The sequence below is a fragment of the Streptomyces sp. DSM 42067 genome (assembly GCF_055792885.1).
The window spans coordinates 3,051,922-3,069,055 of record NZ_CM147706.1; the positions used below are offsets into that span (position 1 = coordinate 3,051,922).

The window sequence follows — 17,134 nt, forward strand, 5'->3', positions numbered from 1 at the left end:
GGTCACCGCCCGCCCGTCGCCATGCCCGCGGTGCCCGTGCCGGTGATGGGCGGAGGTGGGGCGCTGGCCGGGGCGGGGATGGGGCCGGTCTTGAGGACCGTGGAGGCGCGATCGACGACGTCGCGGTAGAAGGCTTGGTCGCGTTCGAGGTCTTTGAAGCGCTGCTCGCAGTCGGCCAGGCGGAAGCTGAACGTGCTCAGGGTGCGCGGCGCCCAGTGGTGCTCGTGCGCGAGGCGCAGGTCGGGTGTCCAGGGCTGGGCGAGCCAGTGCCGTGCCATGGCCTGGACGATTTCGTTGGCGCGGCGTCGGGTGCCGACGGGTGCGTAGGCGGGGGCGGTGGCGATCAGTCGGTGGGGGCGGAGGTGAAGGTTGTCGTCGTTGAGGGCGGCTTGGGTGAAGGTCTCCTGTCCGGCGAGGGTGATGCCGAAGAGGACGGGTGCGTCGGGCAGGGGCGGGTGCCAGCGGAAGTCGGTGCCGGTGCCGTAGGTGACGCGCAGGTGCTCTTGGGCGTGGGGGTCTTCGGTGTCGGGGTGGTGATTGGGGTCCCAGTCGAGGGTGAAGGTGCCGATGCCGGTGATGCGGTAGAGGGCGCATCCGGTGGTGAAGTCGGCGAACTCGGCGACGTCGAGATCTGGGCCGGTGCCGATGGTGAAACTGAGCATGATCGTGTCTCTCTTTTGCCTTTGTGGCATGGGTAAGAGCCCCGGGGCCGGGCCGCTCGCACAGGCGCGGGCCCCGGGGATGTGGGCGGGGTGGGGTGGTGTGGGCGCCGGTTAGCTGTGCTCGGCGTGCCAACCGTTGACGTACGAGGCGACTTCCTCGACGAGGGGCTCCACGGTGAGGTCTCCGCAGGGGTCGCCGTCGGGCGTCGTCGTGTCGTAGAGGAGCTTCGTCTTGCCGTAGATGTTGTCGATGTGGAGGGCTTTCCAGCCGCCGAGTTCGCTGCGGTCGTCGTGCCAGGGCAGCGAGTAGCGGCCGGCGATGGCGACGTACTGCTCGCCGTCCGCGCTGAGCTGGATGGTGATGTTCAGCTCGTTGCCGCTGAAGTCCACGTCGACGTCGGTGCAGTGTTCTTCGAGGGCTTCGATGACGTCCGCGTACAGGGCGCGGGCCTTGTGTTCGTCGGCTTGGCGGAGCAGGTCGACGGCGCTGGTGTAGGTGAGCGTCATCGCTACTTCTCCGTCCGGGTCTCGTCGGTCTCGGTCTGGGGGAAGTGACGGGCGCAGACGAGGGAGATGGGTTCGCCGTCGCGGGGCAGGTCGACCTCGATGTCCTCATTCCACTTGCACAGCAGGCAGTCGAGGGTGACGGTGCGGACCATCCGGTGCGGGCGGACGGGGGTGCTTGGCGGGAGGTGCAGGCGGGGCGCGTTGCCGGGCAGTGCGATGCTCACGAGCGTGAGCGCAGGGGCGACTTGGAGGTCTTCCTTCCAGCTCACAGTGAGCGGGGTGTGCGGGGCGTCGGGGAAGGTGAACACGTCTCCGGGGAGCAGTTCACGGACGTGGACCGGCCGCTCGAATCCGACGGTGACCACTGCGCGGTGCATGGCTTTCATCAGGTCTCTTTCCTTTGCGCAACAGGGGGCGGGTGGGGTTACTCGTCGAGGACGGCGGCGGGGACGTTGAGGGGGCCGTGGTCGAGTTCGGCGGCGATGTGGGGCGGTACGCGGCGGACGCGGACAGCGGGGATGTGGACATCGCCGTGGCCGAAGTCGGCGGTGACGGTGCCGAGTTCGGGCTCGGTCGCGGTGATGCGGCCGTAGGCGGGCTGGTCGGGGTGGCGGACCCAGTCGCCGGTGGTGAGCGGGGGCAGGTGCTGTGCGCACACGCCGGGATCGCGCAGGGAGAGGTGGGAGGCTGCCGGGTGCCAGCAGGGGCGGCCGTCGGGGGTGAGGTGTTCGCAGCCGCGGGTGACGTGCCCGTAGCCGTCGCAGCGCAGCAGGATCTGCTCCGGCGTGGGGGCGATGGTGCGGATAGCGGCGAAGGTGACCGCGCCGTGCGGGCCCTGGTCGTGGTGGGCGAGGTGCTCGACGGTCAGGCCCACGGTCATGGGCCACGTCTTGAGCGCGGTGGCGGCGAGGGCCTGGGCGTGCTGGGCCGGGACCGCGGGCACCGGAATCGTCTCAATGGTCAGGGTCATGTCAGCTCCTTGGCGGTGTCGGCGGTGTCGGCGGTGACGGTGCTGGGGGCGGGGAGGGCGAGGATCGCTTTGCGGCCGTGGGGGGTGTCGATGGGGATCAGGTGCCGTTCGCGCAGGTGGGGCAGGGCGCGGATCTGTACGGCGAGGGCGGTGATCTGCCGCTCGGTCTCCGAGGGCCACAGGGGCTTGTCCGGCAGGGGTTCGATGGACTCGCCGGCGTCTCGGTCTGGTTGGTCCTCGTGGTGGCAGGTGACGTCCCGTACCCATGCGCTCCCGTCGCCGAAGTCGAGGGTGAGCAGGATCGCGTCCGGATGGTGGGCGCGTACGAGCTCGGCGATGCGGCGGGCCCGGTCGGCCGGCGGGAGGTCGAGGACCCACAGACCGTCCCGGGGCGCCCCGCGTCGTACCGCGCTCCAGGCTGCCGACTTGAGCCCGGCGAGGGCCTCGGTCAGGTCGTCGGTGAGCTCGGCCAGGTCCAGGGCAGTGGTGGCCTTCTCGTCGGGGATGGGCTGCTCAGTGCCGTTGTCGGCAGTGGTCCACAGGGTGCGCAGGTCGGCATCCCGGCAGCGCGCGTAGTGGGCGAACGTGACGTGCGTGGCCTCAGGGAAGGCCGAGCGGATGCGGGCGGCGAGGTGGTCGAGGACGGCGATCTCGTAGCGTGCCTGGGCCTGGTTGTAGGCGGTGACGGCCGTGGTGCGGTGGTGCAGGGCTTCGGCGACCGCGCTCGACAGGGAATGCGTCATGGCTTACGGACTCCTTCGGTCAGGAGGTGGCGAGGGTGGTGTCGGAGGCGGGGAAGTGCACCAGGTGGCGGACGATGCCGTCGTCGGTCGGGCCGCAGAGGTGCAGGTGTTGATCGCGCAGGTGAGGCAGCGCGTAGAGCTGGGAGAGGGTCCGGGCGAGGGCGTGGCTGACCTCGTGCGGCCAGGGGCGCGGGTGGGTCAGCGGGCTGCAGGCGGCGCACGGCAGGTCGCGGTGGGTGCCGTCGCCGAGGACGACGGACTCCAGGGACACGCCGTAGGCAGGGCCGTGGTCGAAGAACGCGCAAACGAGCCCCGCCGCGTCGGGGATGTGCGCGCGGACGAGGCCGGCGACGTGCTGCACGCGGTCGGCGGGCGGCAGGGTGATCCAACTGCGGTCGCGGTGTTCGTAGTTGGGGTGCGGTTCGACCAGGCCCAGCTCCTGGGGGTAGTCGGAGCCCAGGGTGGCTTCCAGGTCGTAGACGAGCTGGTGCAGGTCGAGGGGATGCTCCTGCCAGTCGTCGGCGGTCGCCTTCTCGAGGTCGAGCAGGAGACGGCAGCTGCCCACGCCCTCCGGCTGGGTGGACCAGACAGCGTGGAAGCGGATGTCGTCGGTCTCGGGGTCGACGGTGACTTCGAGGTGTCCGGCGTCGGGGTAGAGGGCTCGGACGCGGGCGGCGATGTCGTCGGCGAAGGCAAGGTGCAGGGCCCGGCCAGCGCGTACGTAATCGGTGCTGAGCTGCCCCAGGGGCGTTTCGGTGGCACGCCGGGTGGGTTCGGTCATGATCGGGTGCTCCTTGTCGGCGATCGGCTGGTCAGCGGGCGGGCTGGAGGATGACGGCGGTGGCGTTGTCGGTGCCGGTCAGGCCGGCGGCGCGGGCCAGGATGTTGGCGGCCTCGGTCGCATCCGTGCTGGTGTCGCGCAGCACGGTGGCGATGGCGGCCTCGGCCAGGTGCAGGTGGATGCCGTCGCTGCACAGCAGCAGGCGCCGGATGCCGCGCAGCGGCAGGTGGGCGGTGGTGAACTCGTTGCGGGCGACGGTGCGGGAGACCTTGCGGTCGTACAGCGGCGAGGGCTCGTTGCTGTGGGTGGTGGAGCGGATGTGCTCGCCAAGGGAGTGGTCATAGGTGGCGCGCAGCAGGTCACCGGAGTCGGTCAGGACGTAGGCGCGGCACAGCCCGGCCCAGGCAACGCGCAGGCGGCTGTGGTCGGCGCAGATCAGCGCGGTGACGATGGAGGCGTCAGCCTGCGTGTTGGCGAAGGGGTGGTGCGGGCCGTAGCGGTCGGCGCGGCGCTCCCGCGCCGCCTGGCAGCCGTGCTCGGGATCGCGGGCCAGCGTGGCCTTCGAGGCGGCGCGGGCGGCGAGTTGGGCGACGGTGGCGGACTCGTCGCTGTCGCCGATGCCGTCGGTGACAGCGACCGCGATACGGCCCTTGTCGTCGTCTCGGGTGATCGCGTAGGCGTCGGCCTGGATCTCTCTGCGGCCTCTGCTCTGCGCCGATCCGGTCAGCCACAAGGGGCTGGGCATGGGTGTGCTCCTCTTTCGCTTTGCGGAAGGCGGATGTTGGGGTCGTCCGGGGCCGGGCTGCTCGCACCAGCGCGGCCCCGGATGGTCTTGCGCGGCTAGACCGGCAGGAGCGTCTGCGCGGCGCGGAAGGTGGTGGTGGCCTGGAACTGGGCGCAGGCGTCACTGCCGGGGATCTGGTGCTCGGCGGCCCACTGGCCGCACTGTCCGCAGCCTTGGTGTCCGGGGTCGGGGACCGGAGTGGCGAGGAATACGCCGTGCAGGCCGGCGTGGGTGAAGGCCACGACTCCGGTGACCTCCTCCAGGCTCGCAGCGCCACGGCTCGCGGTGACGGCGCGGACGACTGCCATGCGCACGCGGCCGCCGGAGCGGATCACCGACGTGGGGCGGGCGTGCGGGAACGCGGCGGGGGCTCGGTAGGTGACGGCGTACGCGGGGAACGTGACCTCAGCCGGGTGAGTGAGCGGACGGGCCTGGTACTGCCAGGGGCGCTCGTCCGGGCCGGGTCCGTCCTCGCGCGGGGCGACGGCCGAGACGATCCGCTGGATCAGCTCCCCGTTGTCGCCGAGTCCGGCAGCGTGGGCGGCGCGCTGGCACAGCAGCCGGAACTCGGTCACGGAGTGCTGGGCCATCCATTCGTCCGGGGTCATCGGCCGACCGGTGGCCTTCTCGTGGATGGCGAGGTCGCGGTGGATGACGTCGGCGATCAGGCTCACGGCCTGGTGGATCTGGGCGGGGCTGATGCCATGCCTGGCGGCTTCGGCGTACAGCAGCTGTTCACGTGTGGACTGGTCCACGGCTCTCTCTCCTTCGTCGGTGACGACCCCTAGCCGATGGATGGGCAGGGTCGGTGGTGCTCAGGGGGAGGTCGGGCGGTCGGTGAAGTGCGCGCTCGCCTGGGCGTGGAGGGCGTTGAGGCGGGCCGAGAGGCGCTTGCCGAGGGTGCGCATCTGCAGGTGTACGCCGTGGTCGTCGGTCACCGACTCCAGGCGCCACCGGCGGTGGCTCTGGTCGAGGGTGAAATCCCAGATGTGGCCGCGGTGTTGGCCGTGCAGGGACAGGACGGTGACGGTGGTGCCCGCCGCCTGGCGCACGGTGGGGGCGCTGCGGACGCGGGCCGCGAGGACTATTGCGGCGATCTCGGAGGTGTTCATCGACTTCCTTGCACTCTGCGCGACCGGCCCACAAGGGGCACGGCCGACTATTGACTGTCTCCACGGATGCCGAGGATGCGAAAAGGCGCCCTCGGGTCAGTCCAGCTCCCGATAGAGGTCGGTCTTGCCCGTGATCTCGCGCAGGGCGGCGATCAGGAGTCGGCCCGCGCTCTCAACGCCGAGAACGGTGCGGGCGAACTCGGCCGGTTCGACTGCACGGCCGACGGCCTCGCTGTAGGCGGCGGCCATCTTCTCGCCCGCCTCCTTGACCAGCTGCTGGGCCTGCTGAAACTGCTCAGGCGTGACACCCCGGCTGGCGAGGCTGTCTTCGAGGGCTTTTCGCATGTGCGGGGAGACGGGCTGGAACACGGATTTAACCTCCGGTGGTGGATAGGGTGTTGATTGAATTGAACTGATATTACTTTATCAATCTTGATCATTTCCCGTCAAGATCTCTTTATCATCGGGCGGTGTGGGTCCGGCGTTCCGCCCAGGGCGGTGCAGGGCCTCGCGGACCGCGCGGCGGGCCTCGGCGAGCGTGCCGTCGCGCTCCTGCCGCTCGACCCAGCCGCGGCGCTGGCGCATCGCCTGCAGCCACAGCCGGGTGTCCTGGCGCTCACGGTCGGACGCCTGGCGGCGGGCGGCCTCTGCGGCGGCGCGCCATCGGGCTCTCGGGTTCGTGCCGCAGTCGCGACAGTTGCCGTGGCGACGCAGCGGGTGGGCGGCGCAGCCGCCAGGCTGGTCCGAGCCGTCACTGTCGCGTCCGGCCTGGGGCAGGGGGTGTTTGTGCTGGTGGTTCTCTGACGGTTCCCCGGCCAAATTGGCCGGTTCCTCTGCACGATCTGACCGCTGGCCAGATTGACCGCCGGTCATATTGGCCGCCTGTTTCGACTCCTCATCACCCTGTTTGGGTGCGCCGCCGGCGGAGGGCTCTTCCTGGGCCGGATCACTTTCTGCGGAGGTGGGTTCATCCCTATCTGTGTCCGCCTCCGGCTCCGAGTCGTCGTCCTCCGCCCCGTCCGCCCCGTCCGCGCCGTCTGCGCCGTCCGCGGTGTCCGGCTCCGGAGGCTCCACGGCGGGCGGTGGGGGCGGGGGCACGCTCGGGCGCGGTGCGTGAAGGGTGTAGCGGTTGCTGGTACGGCGCCCGTGGGCGAACCGTGCCCTGGAGGCGACGTAGCCCTGTTGCTCCAGCCATTCCAGGTGCCGGCGTACGGTGCGCTCGCCCTGGCTGGTCTTGTCCGCGAGGGTCTGCTGCCCGGGGAAGCAGGACCAGGATTCGTCGGCGAAGTCACACAGCGCCAGCAGGACGAGCTTTGCTCCCGAGTTGGGGATGTTCTGGCGGAACCCCCAGGCCATGGCCTCGATACTCAACGCTGCTCCTTCTTCCATTGCGCACGCCAGCGGGTGACAGTGCGCCCTTCGGCGCCGATGCGGTCGGCGATAACTGCGGCTCCGTAGCCCTGGCCGGTCATCAAGCGGGCGGCGGCCTGTTGTTCGGCCTCGTTGAGCGCGGGCAGCGGCAGATCGCCGTTGACGACCCGCTCGACGGCCAGGAAATCGACACCCGCCTGGTGGGTGACGGTGGTGCTGGCGTGCGCGTAGCGGCGGGGCTGGCGGGTCGCATCGGACCCCCCGAGCGTGTACGCCCTGTCCGGGCCATGGGGGCGGGTGTAGGTGCCGGGCACGCTCACTCCCCGCCGTCGAAGCCGTCGAGGTCACGGCCGTAGTCCGGGTCGTAGTCGACACCTGCCGCCTCGCGCTCCGCGTCAGACCTTGCGTCGGCGAGGTGCGGGTCGAGTTCCAGCGCGACCGCGGTGACGACGCCGGTAAAGTCGCCGTGCGGCGCGAACTTCAGCGAGATGGGGTGCGGCGTGGCCTTCCCCCTCTCCAGTCCGCTGCTGGCGGAAAGCTGTGTGCCCAGGTCCCGGGCGCGGGCCATGGCGGCGTCGTGGTCGGTGTAGGCGCCGTCGAGGTCGAGCTCGGTGTGCGGGTCATCGCCGGTGCCGTGTTCGGCGACCACGACGAACAGCTTCTGCGGCATCTCGGGGCAGGCGTGCGGCGGATCGAGGTACGCCGGGTTGTCACTGTGGACGCCGTCATGACCGGCCGGGCGTGCGCAGGGGGTGCCGTCGGCGAAGGACAGGACTCCGCAGGCGCCCAGCGGTTGCCCGGCACTCTCCAGCAGGGCCAGGGCCTCCCCGGGGCGCCCGGCACGCAGCTTGTCCTGTGCGGCGGCGATGAGCTGCTCCAGGGTGACCGCCAGGCCGCGGGCCTGCTCCCGTTCGCTCAGTGCGTTGACGGCGTGGCGGCGCCAGTGGGTCACGGTGCGCTGCAGCTGGTCGACGACGGGGATGACGACGTCCATGGAGTCCCGGGCCAGCTCGTCGGCGAAGTCCCCGTACGCCAGACGCGGCCAGCGGTCAGCGAGGTGCTCGGCAAGGCGCTGGCGGAGGGTGTCCGCCGTGGGTCCGGTGGACGGTGCGTCGAGGTCGTGAGCGAGGGACTTGGGCAGCGGGTCGAGGATCAGCAGCAGGTCCAGAGTGAGCCGGACCGGGTCCTCCCCCGCTTCCTCGTCGGCGGGGCGGGTCAGACGTTCCAGAGCGGCGGCGATGCGGGTGTGCGCCTGGGCCAGTTGGGCCTCGGCATCCGACTTCTGGCAGGTCGAACTGGCGAGACTGTCTGTGATCATTGAATTTCCTCCACGGATGGTGTGGGCGAGAGAGGGCACTGAGCACCACGGACCCTTCCAGCGGGAGTGCGCGGGGCTCAGTGCAGGCCGGCCACCGGGGCCCGCCGTATATAGGCCCCGGTGACCGACGGATGCGGGGTCAGGGCGTGTCGGGGGCGCGGGAGACGCTGATGGTGCGCGAGGAGCGGCCACCGGACTTCAGTGGGATCTCCAGGTTCAGGCCCTCGAGGATGCGGATCATCGCCTCGGGGTCCGGGACGGGCGGGCGCGGGTTGCCGCCGGACCAGGAAAGGGTGAAGTCGCCGTAGGTGCCGGGGTCCGCGGCGTCCAGGATCTTTCGGGCCTTGGCCTTGCGCTTCTTCGCGGTGCTCTCGATCTCCGCAGCCTCCGCGTACGCGCCGAGGACTGCGGTGATGTCGTCGCTGTTCGCGGCGAGGATCGTCTGCGGTGCCCTATCCGGCTGGAGGGTGTCGAGGTTCCAGCAGGTGGTCTTGAAGGGGCAGTTGTCGCAGATGATCGACAGGCCGGGTCCGTCGAGGTCGCGGGGCATCGCCTCGGGGGTGGGGCTGTCCAGGACGTCCTCGGTCCAGGCCAGGGCCTGGGCGGTGATGTCCTCGTCGTACGGGCGCTGGTGGACGACGATCTGTCCGTACTCGCGGCCCACATAGCGCAGGCGTACGACATCGACGGGCAACGCCTCACCGGCAGGCAGATGCGGGTGTTCGGCGAGCCCGCCGGTGCGCAACAGATGGGCGTACAGGTGGACTTGGAACCACTCGTGCTGGCTGGGGCCCTGGCGTACGACGACGTCAAGCGCGCGGGTGGATTTGGTCTTCACGTCCTCCACTACCCCCACCTCGCCGACCTGCCGGGCGCTGTCCGGGAGGAGGTCGGCGGGTGCCCAGTAGGCGTCGGCGTGGCCGAGCAGGGTGCCGTTGGTGAGCTCCAGTTCGGTGAACGCGCCGTATTGCTGAGCCAGGACGCGCAGGATGCCCTCGTGCAGCCAGGTGCCGAGGATCGCCGCGTGCATGGTGTCGGCCAGGTCGGTGGGCCAGGCGCCGTGCACCTCGTAGGCGGCGCGGCGTCTGCACAGGCCGATGGAGGAGGGACCGAGCAGCTGTTGGCGGGAGCGGGGCCGGGCGCGGTCGTCGCGGTGGGCCGCCTTCCACAGGTCAGGGACTTCAATCGTACTGATGTCGGTGGGCATGGCAGGTTCTCGCACTCTGCTGATCGGGGAGCCTCACCGCGCCGCGGTGGGGCGCCGGGTGGCTACTTCGCGCTACGAGTTGCGGTCTTGGCGGGGGCGGTCTTGCGGCGGGCCGTGGACTTCGCTGGTGTCGCCTTGCGGGGCGCGGTCTTCTTCACTGTGGCCTTCTTCGTTGGGGCCCGCTTGCGCGGCGCCGCCTCCGGCTCTTCGGCCTGCCCCTCTTCCCGCCGCCTGCGGAACTCGGCGATGCGGGTCGCCATGCGTGGGGTGCCGAGGTGCTCGTCGGAGCTGCCCAACAGCTCAGCGAGGTCGGCCAGCTGCTGGGCATCGGCGTCCTGGTAGGAGACATCGTTGAGCCCGAAGCAGACGTCGTTGACCTCGCCGTACAGGATTCCCAGGTAGTCGGCGACGCGTACGACCTCCTGGCGGGCCAACTCCAGCGGGGACAGCGACGGCGATGAGTCCTCCACCTCGCCGGTCCCGGATGAGGGCTGCTGATGCGCTACGGCCTGCGGAGCGGGGGTGTCCGGCGGGGCCGGCGTCTCGACGACCTCGGCGTCCACAACCTCCTGCTGCCCCGCGTCCGACTCCTGGGGTGCAGGCCGTTGCGCGGCGCGAGCCTTCTCCTCCGCGGCCTCCGTCGTGCCGCTCTTGCCGCTCGTGGTGCCGCCACGCATACGTGCGGCCGCAGTCTCGACGTTCTCGCGGGACTCGGCGGCGTCGGCCGCGTGCATCTCCTCGTCCACATGCAGACCCGACAGATCCGCGGGGCAGGCGCGGCGCAGGGCCAGGGCTTCGGCGACCTTGCTGAGCTGGCTGGCGGGCATCTGCGGCCACAGCCCGCCGAGCTTGTACTCCTGGGCCTCGTAGTCCCACACCTTCGGCGCGTACTCGCGCCAGTGCGCGATCGCGGGGAAACGGCCGTTGCCCCGCCACACGACGACCTTGCAGGCGGCCGGAGGCTCCTCGCGCAGCCACACCGTGTGCTCACCGCCGTCGGCGTCGTACCAGACGAAGTCGTCGTAGTCGATGCTCTGCCCGGCGCGGTCGGCAGCCCGGCGGGCGATGAGCCGATAGCCGTCAATACCCGTCTGGATCGTCCAGCGGATCTCCCCGCGGGACTTGCGCTTGATCATGTAGATCTGGCGGCCGAACGGATCAAGCCCGGACGCCTTGCAGTAATGAAAGAAGATCCCCAGCTGCGCCGGGGCGGCTTCCCCCAGGTCCGGGAACGCCGCACGCAGAGCGCGCAGTTGCTGGTCCTCGAACGCCTTCTGGTCCTCGCGGATCGCGAGCCAGGTAACCGGAACGTCGGCCACATCCCCTCCTGTCAACGAATTCCCCAGTCGGTCTGACATCTGTCTCCACGGATGCAGAGAGCAAATGACATTGATAAAACTCTATTCCACTGGAACTTTTTCCGTCAAGCGTTCATCGTCGAGGTCGACGCGGGCGCTGCGTAGGCGGCGCAGCTCGAACGCGCCCGCCCACTCGGGGTGTTCGTGGCACAGGAGGCGCGCGTACCGAGAAGTGAAGACGTTGTTCAGTCGGAACGGAGTGTCGCCCTCGAGGTCCGGTGACGACCAGCGGAGTTGCTCGAAGAGCGCCTTGACGCTGAGGCGACCGCCGCCGCGCTCGACCCACTGGGCGGTGAGCTCCTCCAGGGCCTCGAATACCCACGGGTGTGTGGCGTGGAAGGCGGCGAACCGCTCATCCAGCGACGACCGCGGGCGTTGAGATGCGGTCACCTCGTTGTCGACTATCTCCCTGAAAGGAAGTTCCTCCTGGCGGTACACAATCCACTCCCCCACGATGGAGTAACTGTCTCCACGGATGATGGGGTCACACTGTAGAGGGTGATCGCGTACTCGACCAGGGCGAGGTCACGCGATCCGCTCGTCGCACGACAGCCTGGCCCACTCTGGCCAGCTCTCTTACAAGTCATCTCATTCGGCGAGTCTGCGGTAGTGGATGAGGGTGCAGGCAATCGCTCACCGTGCCCCTCCTCCGTCACCGCCCGATCCTCCCTGGTCGTCGCACGTTGTTTGCACGCTGCCGTTTGGTCCCACCAGGCCGGGACGAGGGCTGTCAGCATCAGGAGCGCGGTCAGGACGAATGCCCAGGGGTAGCCGGTCAAGCCGACCACCGCGCCGAAGCCGACCGCGCCGATGCCCATACCCGCGTCGTAGGCGACATTCCACAGGGCGCTCACCGTCCCGTACCCGGAGGCCGGGACCCGGGAGTACATCAGCGTGATGGTTGCGCTCTGGGTGATGCCGAAGCCGACCCCGAACACGGCCGCACCCACGACGACCGCGACGGGGACGCCAGTGAGGGCAACGACGAGGATGCCGGCGGCTGAGGCGACCAGCCCCGGCACGACCAGCCCGGCGGCTCCGCGCCGGTCGGCGCGCCGACCGGCGAACCAGCGGGATGCGGTCGCGGCGGCCGGTTGCACGAAGAGTGCCGCGGCGACCACGCCGGAATAGCCCGGCGCCACGGCCAGTGGCAGAAAGGTGACGACGATCCCCGCGCCCACCGCCGTCACCGCGAACACGGCCGCGGGGCGGCCGAGCGTGCCGGAACGGGCCCCAGCGAAGATCCCCAGGGGCGGCCCCGACGCCGCTTCCCGGCCGGGCAGGCCCGGGACGGCGGCGATGGAGACCAGGGCGATCAGTGCCGCCACCCAGCAGACGGACCCGTACCCCGTGTGCAATGCCAGCCAGGCCCCGAGCGGCAGGCCCACCAGCGACGGCACACCGGCCATGACACCGATCAGGGCCAGCCCCTCCCCGCGGCGTTCGGGCGGGATCAGCGACGCCGTCAGCGCCCCACCCGCCACCAAGGTGAACGCAAAGCCGAGCCCCCGGACAAGGCACACCGCCACGATCCACGCCATACTCTGCGACACGGTCAGGGCCAGTGCCGGAGCACCCAGCAACAACAACCCCGCCCCCAGCATCACGCGATAGCCACAGCGTGCAGCCAGCCATGGGGCTATCAGCTCGCCGGCCACCGTGGCCAGCATCAGCGCACCGGTGACCAGGCCCGCCCCTTCGCTGCCCCCGCCCGGCGCGCTCTGCGCGTACGCCGGGACGACCGACAACAGCAGAAAGAAGCTCGCCGAGGAGCCGACGACCGTCACAAAGCGCAAAAGCAGCGGGCGGGTCACCAGACGCGGCCGCGCCTCGGCAACTCGGCCTTCAGGACCGACGGATGAGGCCATGGGGTGAAACCTAGGGGACGGAGCCGCCCGAAGGCTCCCCGTTTCCATGCCTGTTCAGCGGGCCAGTTCGTCGCTGGGGAAGGATCGCCGCGTGATCAGTGGACGTGTCCGAGTTTTGTCAGCCTTCGGGTCCTTCGGCGCGTTCTGGGGTGCATGGGGCGCCTTGGTCCCGGAGATCCAGCATCAGGCGCGTGCCAGTGATGGGGTACTCGGTGTGGCGGTGCTGATGATCGGTCTGGGCGCACTGTGCTCTATGCGCCTGGCCGGTGCCGCCATCGACCGCTTCGGAGCCAGGGCCGTCTTATGCAGCCTGCTCTCCATGGCCGTGGCCGGGTTCCTGCCCGCACTGGCCACGTCAGGGGAATGGCTCATTGCCCTGCTGCCTCTGACCGGTGCCGCCTCCGGAGCCATGGATGTCGCCATCAATACGCTGGCGGTGCAGGAGGAGGCACGGACAGGACGGATCCTGCATGCCGCGCACGCGTGCTTCTCGACCGCAGTCGTCGCCTCCGCCTTGCTCTCCGGCGTCGCCCTCGCCCAAGGAGCCGGCCCGAGTGCTGGGTTGGCGGTCGTCTGCTGTCTGGGAGTCGTAATCGCCTTCGTGGCCGGTAAAGGGCCAGCCCCCGCCACAGGGATCGACGTTTCTTCGGGCCCTCGTGCACGAGGGCCTGTCTGGACCCGGCCGCTGATCGTGCTGGGAGTGCTCTGCGCAATGGCCTACCTGGTGGAGAACGCCTGGCAGAGCTGGGCCGCCGTGCACCTGCGCTCATCCTTCGCCTGCAGTCCCCAGATCGCCTCACTGGGTCCCGCCTTCTTCGCGGCCTCCGCCGCTATCGGGCGCGCACTGAGCCATCGGGCGTTCAAAGATGCCTCGCGGTACGGACTCCTCATCTCGGGCGCGCTCGTGGCTGCCACAGGCACCCTGCCCGCGGCCCTCGCCCCGAACACCGCCCTGGCCCTGACAGGCATCGTGGCTACCGGGCTGGGCACCTCCGTATGCGCGCCCACGATCCTCTCCCTCATCGACCAAACCCCAACGGGAGCCTCCCGCGCCTCCGCCGTCTCCGTCGTGACCACCCTGGGCTACGCAGGCTTTCTGATCGGTCCCGCAGCGATCGGCATGACGGCATCCGTGACGAACCTGCGCACCGCCTTGGCGTGCGTCAGCGGTGTCGCCCTGACCCTGGCAACCGGCGCGGCCATCCTCCGCGCGAAGACCCGCGCATGAGGTTCTACCGCTTCGCGCGGACCGATACCGTCAGCCCGGCCGCCCAGATCTCCTGGACGAAGGCGGTGACCTCATCGAGGCTGGCGTCACCCGGCTTGTAGCTGCGGGTGGGAGGCAGCTCTGGAGGCGGCGGCTTGGGGGTGGTGGACTTCTTGCGGCCGCGGGGCTTGAGTCCTTCCCGCTCGCCAGCGCGGATCCGCTCGACAGCGTCGGGCAGGACAGTGCGGCCGCGGGCCTCGGCGTCAGCCAGGATCGTGTCCAGCAGCCACAGCGGGGAGCCGGAGACGACCGCATCCTCTTCAGCCAGGCTGTTGCGGGTACGCCACTGATAGATGTCCATGTACTTCTTGCCGAACAGCCACGGGATCTCTTTGAGCCCGATGACCGGCGGCAGGTCGGCCGGGTCGTCGACGACGTACCAGCCACGCCGCTCGGCCTTGAACTGCTTCAGGCGCTCCGGTTCGACTTCTCGTATGCCGTCCTCGGCCATGCCCAGCACGGTCGGCAGGAACCAGTACGGGTTGCCGGAGATCACGGCGTCCGGCTGCGGAAGGACTTCGCGGGTGCGCCACAGCTGGGAGGTCTGACGCTCCACCCCGTACAGGAAGGAGATCTCCCCGTGTCCGAGCAGGTAGGGGAACTTGCCCGCCGCCATCGCCGCCTCTTCCACTGAGAACCATTCTTGCGTGCCAATCAGCGCGTCAAGTGTAGTTGATACCGCTTCTGTGGTGCCTCGTCGGGACGTAGGAGTGCTGCGGGTTGGCGTCGTCGTGTACTGCGCCGTAGGCTCGCTCCCTCTCTTTCCTTCGTGGAACAAGGCGCCCCGGGATTCTGACTCGCACTCTGGCCCGGGGCGTCTTGCATCTCCCGGTCCGCTCCGCGAGCACCGAAGGCGGAACAGGGCGGCATTCACAGGCAGGGATTCTTCGCAACATCTCTTTTGAAACAACTGTTGTAGGTCTAGCTTCGGCTCCATGACCGCTTCGTCTGCGACACCGGCCAAGCCCGCCACGGAACAGGACATCCAACTCGACACCGCCAGGCTGCGCGTGCTCGCCCACCCCTTGCGCTTGAACGTGCTCACCCTGCTGCGCCAACGCGGCCCGTCCACCGCAAGTCAAATCGCCGACGAACTCGGCATCAACCCGGGCGCCGCGAGCTACCACCTGCGTCGCCTTGCAGCAGGCGGGCTCATCGTGGAGGAACCGGATCGCGGTACCGGTCGCGAGCGATGGTGGAAGTCCGCGCACCGCCAATCCATCCACGACCCAGCGTCCGCCCCCGTGCAGCAGGGCGAAGCCGGACGCGCGTACGCGCACGCGGTCGCCCTGGCCTGCATCGATCGCCTGCGAAGGGCTGCGCAAGAGGTGCCGTTGCTTCCCGAGGAGTGGTACGAGGCCAGTACCTACAGCGACTTCCTTCTGTGGCTGACTCCGGAGGACGTCGACCGGATGCGGGCCGAGATCTTCGAGGTGATCTCCCGTTATCGGCGCAGTGAGGCCGAAGCGCCGCAGGGATCCGCACCGGTGTCGCTGCAAGTACAGGCGTTTCCGGTGCCCGGCACCGTCGAGCTGGGCGTGGGTGACGCATGACCGCGCACGACATAGCCGCGTCCGCACGGCCTGCGTACCGGGACGTCAATGTCCTGCGCTGGCTCGCCGCTTATACCGCTTCCGTCACTGGCGACGTGGTGTACTTCCTCGCCCTCTCCTGGTCCGCCACTCGCACTGCCGGGCCGTCGCAGGTCGGCCTTGTGATCGCGGTCGGGGCACTTCCCCGCGCGGTGCTCATGCTCGGCGGAGGCGTAGTGGCCGACCGGTTCGGGCCGCGCCGGGTGGCTGTCGCCAGCGACGCGACCCGCTGCATCGTGATCCTCGCCGCGGCCGCGGCCATCATGCTGGTCTCACCGAACCTGTGGCTGCTGATCCCAGTGGCGTTGATCTTCGGCGTGCTCGACGCAGTATTCATGCCGGCGGTGGGCGCGCTTCCACCACGCATCACGGCACCGGAGCAACTCTCCCGGGTCCAGGGGATGCGCGGCCTTTCGATCCGGCTGAGCAATGCCATAGGCCCCCTTCTCGCGGGAGCCGTACTGGCAGTCGGCGGCGCGGCCGGTACGTTCGCATCCGCCGGCGTCCTCTTCGCCGCCTCGCTGGCCCTCCTGCTCACCGTACGGATGACATCTCCGCCACCAATACGTCAACCGACCTCGGCCTGGCGTGAGTTACGTGATGGCTTGCGCTACGTCCGCCAACACCGGATGCTCGCGCCACTGGTCACCGTGATCGGGTTGAGCGAGATGTGCTTCAGCGGTCCGGTCGCCGCCGGCCTGGTGCTCTTGGCAGACGAACGCGGCTGGGGCGCCTCGGGCATGGGCTGGATCGCAAGCGCATTCAGCGTCGGAGCCGCGGCCGCCGCGCTGCTGATCACGGTGTGCGCCCGCATACCGCGCGCCGGACTGGCAATGTCCGGCGCGTTGTTCGTCACGGCCGCGGGGGCGGTTGCCTTGGGGCATGCGCCCTCCTTGCCCGCCGCCGCCATGGTCGGCGCGCTGATCGGCCTGACCAGCGGGATCACCACGACGGTGACCAGTGCGCTGATCCAGACGGAGGCCGATCCCCGGTATCTCGGCCGGGTTACCTCAGTCACGACCCTGTGCGTACTGGGCCTCGCCCCAGTGCTTTTCCCCGCCGTCGGCATCACGGTGGCCGTATGGGGAGCGGCCGTGTTCTTCACCGGATGCGGCGGGATCTGCTTGCTCGCCGCTGTGCTCGGCATCTCCGTCCCGGTGTTGCGCCGCGCCGAACTCCGAGCGCCGAGGTCAGCAGGAGACCAAGGTCAACCGGGGCAGAACGAGAGGACCGGCAAGCTGCCAGGCAACACCACTCCTCCGTCGTGACCTGGTCCTACTCCATCCGAGCGCATGTGATTCATTGCCTCTGGTCCCGAGCATTCTGGATGCTTGCCTCCAGCGCGGCCATGAGGTCCACAGCGGGCTGCGGCTCGGGGGGCTCCACCAGCTTCCCGCCAGTGACCTTGGCCGTCACCAGCTGCTCGAGCGCTGCCGCGTACTCGTCATGCAGCTGATCGATGTCGACGCCGGCCTGCTGGTCCATGAGGAGCTCGGCGAGCTGCAACTCCCTGTCAATGACTGGGGCTGGGCTGGAGAGGTCGCCGGGGTCACGGATCTCCTCCGGCCACAGCAGTCCATGACTGAACGGGGCC

22 protein-coding genes are annotated in these 17,134 nt (G+C 69.7%); 3 read left to right on the forward strand and 19 right to left on the reverse strand.

The annotated features are described in order from the left end of the window. Nucleotides 1–2: 2 nt before the first annotated feature. From ACSMXV_RS14185 to ACSMXV_RS14265, 17 genes are all read right to left on the reverse strand, one after another. Entirely contained in the window at nucleotides 3–662 is a 660-nt protein-coding gene (locus tag ACSMXV_RS14185; protein ID WP_473177983.1) for a hypothetical protein, read from the reverse strand. A 111-nt stretch (nucleotides 663–773) separates the two neighbouring features. After that, nucleotides 774–1,169, reverse strand: a complete 396-nt coding sequence (locus ACSMXV_RS14190) for a hypothetical protein (protein WP_473177984.1) — start codon at nucleotides 1,167–1,169, stop codon at nucleotides 774–776. A gap of 2 nt (nucleotides 1,170–1,171) precedes the next feature. After that, complete coding sequence (locus ACSMXV_RS14195) at nucleotides 1,172–1,555, reverse strand: hypothetical protein (RefSeq protein ID WP_473177985.1); 384 nt, start codon at nucleotides 1,553–1,555, stop codon at nucleotides 1,172–1,174. Nucleotides 1,556–1,593: 38 nt separating this feature from the next. Continuing rightward, nucleotides 1,594–2,139 (reverse strand): hypothetical protein, encoded by a 546-nt coding sequence (locus tag ACSMXV_RS14200; RefSeq protein ID WP_473177986.1) that lies wholly within the window; start codon nucleotides 2,137–2,139, stop codon nucleotides 1,594–1,596. After that, complete coding sequence (locus tag ACSMXV_RS14205; RefSeq protein WP_473177987.1) at nucleotides 2,136–2,882, reverse strand: hypothetical protein; 747 nt, start codon at nucleotides 2,880–2,882, stop codon at nucleotides 2,136–2,138. Before ACSMXV_RS14205 ends, ACSMXV_RS14200 begins: the two co-directional genes overlap by 4 nt. A 19-nt stretch (nucleotides 2,883–2,901) precedes the next feature. Beyond that, nucleotides 2,902–3,663, reverse strand: coding sequence for a hypothetical protein (locus ACSMXV_RS14210; protein WP_473177988.1), 762 nt, complete (start codon nucleotides 3,661–3,663; stop codon nucleotides 2,902–2,904). Between the two features lie 31 nt (nucleotides 3,664–3,694). Next, on the reverse strand, nucleotides 3,695–4,408 hold the full coding sequence (locus tag ACSMXV_RS14215; protein WP_473177989.1) for a PP2C family protein-serine/threonine phosphatase: 714 nt from the start codon (nucleotides 4,406–4,408) through the stop codon (nucleotides 3,695–3,697). 95 nt (nucleotides 4,409–4,503) lie between these two features. Beyond that, nucleotides 4,504–5,202: a hypothetical protein gene (locus ACSMXV_RS14220; protein ID WP_473177990.1), complete on the reverse strand. Its 699-nt coding sequence runs from the start codon at nucleotides 5,200–5,202 to the stop codon at nucleotides 4,504–4,506. Between the two features lie 60 nt (nucleotides 5,203–5,262). Beyond that, entirely contained in the window at nucleotides 5,263–5,559 is a 297-nt protein-coding gene (locus ACSMXV_RS14225) for a hypothetical protein (protein WP_473177991.1), read from the reverse strand. Nucleotides 5,560–5,655: 96 nt separating this feature from the next. After that, the gene (locus ACSMXV_RS14230) at nucleotides 5,656–5,928 is read right to left on the reverse strand and encodes a hypothetical protein (protein WP_473177992.1); all 273 of its coding nucleotides are present in this window, start codon (nucleotides 5,926–5,928) and stop codon (nucleotides 5,656–5,658) included. 57 nt (nucleotides 5,929–5,985) lie between these two features. Next, nucleotides 5,986–6,930 carry a helix-turn-helix domain-containing protein gene (locus ACSMXV_RS14235; protein ID WP_473177993.1) on the reverse strand — a complete coding sequence of 315 codons (945 nt, stop codon included), beginning with the start codon at nucleotides 6,928–6,930 and terminating at the stop codon, nucleotides 5,986–5,988. Continuing rightward, nucleotides 6,927–7,244, reverse strand: a complete 318-nt coding sequence (locus tag ACSMXV_RS14240) for a hypothetical protein (RefSeq protein WP_473177994.1) — start codon at nucleotides 7,242–7,244, stop codon at nucleotides 6,927–6,929. The genes ACSMXV_RS14235 and ACSMXV_RS14240 overlap by 4 nt, the downstream gene beginning before the upstream one ends. Before the next feature lie 2 nt (nucleotides 7,245–7,246). Next, nucleotides 7,247–8,248 carry a hypothetical protein gene (locus ACSMXV_RS14245; RefSeq protein ID WP_473177995.1) on the reverse strand — a complete coding sequence of 334 codons (1,002 nt, stop codon included), beginning with the start codon at nucleotides 8,246–8,248 and terminating at the stop codon, nucleotides 7,247–7,249. Between the two features lie 139 nt (nucleotides 8,249–8,387). Continuing rightward, complete coding sequence (locus tag ACSMXV_RS14250; RefSeq protein ID WP_473177996.1) at nucleotides 8,388–9,455, reverse strand: PD-(D/E)XK nuclease family protein; 1,068 nt, start codon at nucleotides 9,453–9,455, stop codon at nucleotides 8,388–8,390. A gap of 62 nt (nucleotides 9,456–9,517) precedes the next feature. Beyond that, complete coding sequence (locus ACSMXV_RS14255) at nucleotides 9,518–10,774, reverse strand: recombinase RecT (RefSeq protein WP_473177997.1); 1,257 nt, start codon at nucleotides 10,772–10,774, stop codon at nucleotides 9,518–9,520. Nucleotides 10,775–10,855: 81 nt separating this feature from the next. Further along, nucleotides 10,856–11,203: a hypothetical protein gene (locus tag ACSMXV_RS14260; protein ID WP_473177998.1), complete on the reverse strand. Its 348-nt coding sequence runs from the start codon at nucleotides 11,201–11,203 to the stop codon at nucleotides 10,856–10,858. Between the two features lie 11 nt (nucleotides 11,204–11,214). Then, a complete protein-coding gene (locus tag ACSMXV_RS14265; protein WP_473177999.1) occupies nucleotides 11,215–12,681 on the reverse strand; it encodes an MFS transporter in 1,467 nt (488 codons plus the stop codon). Between the two features lie 91 nt (nucleotides 12,682–12,772). Between ACSMXV_RS14265 and ACSMXV_RS14270 the strand changes: the two genes are divergently transcribed. After that, nucleotides 12,773–13,909 (forward strand): MFS transporter, encoded by a 1,137-nt coding sequence (locus tag ACSMXV_RS14270; protein ID WP_473178000.1) that lies wholly within the window; start codon nucleotides 12,773–12,775, stop codon nucleotides 13,907–13,909. 4 nt (nucleotides 13,910–13,913) lie between these two features. On the opposite strand, the gene ACSMXV_RS14275 is transcribed toward ACSMXV_RS14270, so the two are convergent. Then, a complete protein-coding gene (locus tag ACSMXV_RS14275) occupies nucleotides 13,914–14,579 on the reverse strand; it encodes a hypothetical protein (protein ID WP_473178001.1) in 666 nt (221 codons plus the stop codon). Between the two features lie 304 nt (nucleotides 14,580–14,883). Between ACSMXV_RS14275 and ACSMXV_RS14280 the strand changes: the two genes are divergently transcribed. Both ACSMXV_RS14280 and ACSMXV_RS14285 read left to right on the forward strand, forming a co-directional pair. Further along, entirely contained in the window at nucleotides 14,884–15,501 is a 618-nt protein-coding gene (locus tag ACSMXV_RS14280) for an ArsR/SmtB family transcription factor (protein ID WP_473178002.1), read from the forward strand. Next, nucleotides 15,498–16,808: an MFS transporter gene (locus ACSMXV_RS14285; protein ID WP_473178003.1), complete on the forward strand. Its 1,311-nt coding sequence runs from the start codon at nucleotides 15,498–15,500 to the stop codon at nucleotides 16,806–16,808. The genes ACSMXV_RS14280 and ACSMXV_RS14285 overlap by 4 nt, the downstream gene beginning before the upstream one ends. A gap of 31 nt (nucleotides 16,809–16,839) precedes the next feature. Here the strand turns inward: ACSMXV_RS14285 and ACSMXV_RS14290 are convergent, their stop codons facing one another. After that, nucleotides 16,840–17,046, reverse strand: a complete 207-nt coding sequence (locus ACSMXV_RS14290; protein WP_473178004.1) for a hypothetical protein — start codon at nucleotides 17,044–17,046, stop codon at nucleotides 16,840–16,842. Nucleotides 17,047–17,134: the final 88 nt, after the last annotated feature.

Excerpts from the sequence above, each read along its gene's own strand:
- ACSMXV_RS14185 (WP_473177983.1), bottom strand. The coding sequence starts at position 662 with ATGCTCAGTTTCACCATCGGCACCGGCCCAGATCTCGACGTCGCCGAG.
- ACSMXV_RS14190 (WP_473177984.1), bottom strand. The coding sequence starts at position 1,169 with ATGACGCTCACCTACACCAGCGCCGTCGACCTGCTCCGCCAAGCCGAC.
- ACSMXV_RS14195 (WP_473177985.1), bottom strand. The coding sequence starts at position 1,555 with ATGAAAGCCATGCACCGCGCAGTGGTCACCGTCGGATTCGAGCGGCCG.
- ACSMXV_RS14200 (WP_473177986.1), bottom strand. The coding sequence starts at position 2,139 with ATGACCCTGACCATTGAGACGATTCCGGTGCCCGCGGTCCCGGCCCAG.
- ACSMXV_RS14205 (WP_473177987.1), bottom strand. The coding sequence starts at position 2,882 with ATGACGCATTCCCTGTCGAGCGCGGTCGCCGAAGCCCTGCACCACCGC.
- ACSMXV_RS14210 (WP_473177988.1), bottom strand. The coding sequence starts at position 3,663 with ATGACCGAACCCACCCGGCGTGCCACCGAAACGCCCCTGGGGCAGCTC.
- ACSMXV_RS14215 (WP_473177989.1), bottom strand. The coding sequence starts at position 4,408 with ATGCCCAGCCCCTTGTGGCTGACCGGATCGGCGCAGAGCAGAGGCCGC.
- ACSMXV_RS14225 (WP_473177991.1), bottom strand. The coding sequence starts at position 5,559 with ATGAACACCTCCGAGATCGCCGCAATAGTCCTCGCGGCCCGCGTCCGC.
- ACSMXV_RS14245 (WP_473177995.1), bottom strand. The coding sequence starts at position 8,248 with ATGATCACAGACAGTCTCGCCAGTTCGACCTGCCAGAAGTCGGATGCC.
- ACSMXV_RS14250 (WP_473177996.1), bottom strand. The coding sequence starts at position 9,455 with ATGCCCACCGACATCAGTACGATTGAAGTCCCTGACCTGTGGAAGGCG.
- ACSMXV_RS14265 (WP_473177999.1), bottom strand. The coding sequence starts at position 12,681 with ATGGCCTCATCCGTCGGTCCTGAAGGCCGAGTTGCCGAGGCGCGGCCG.
- ACSMXV_RS14280 (WP_473178002.1), top strand. The coding sequence starts at position 14,884 with ATGACCGCTTCGTCTGCGACACCGGCCAAGCCCGCCACGGAACAGGAC.
- ACSMXV_RS14285 (WP_473178003.1), top strand. The coding sequence starts at position 15,498 with ATGACCGCGCACGACATAGCCGCGTCCGCACGGCCTGCGTACCGGGAC.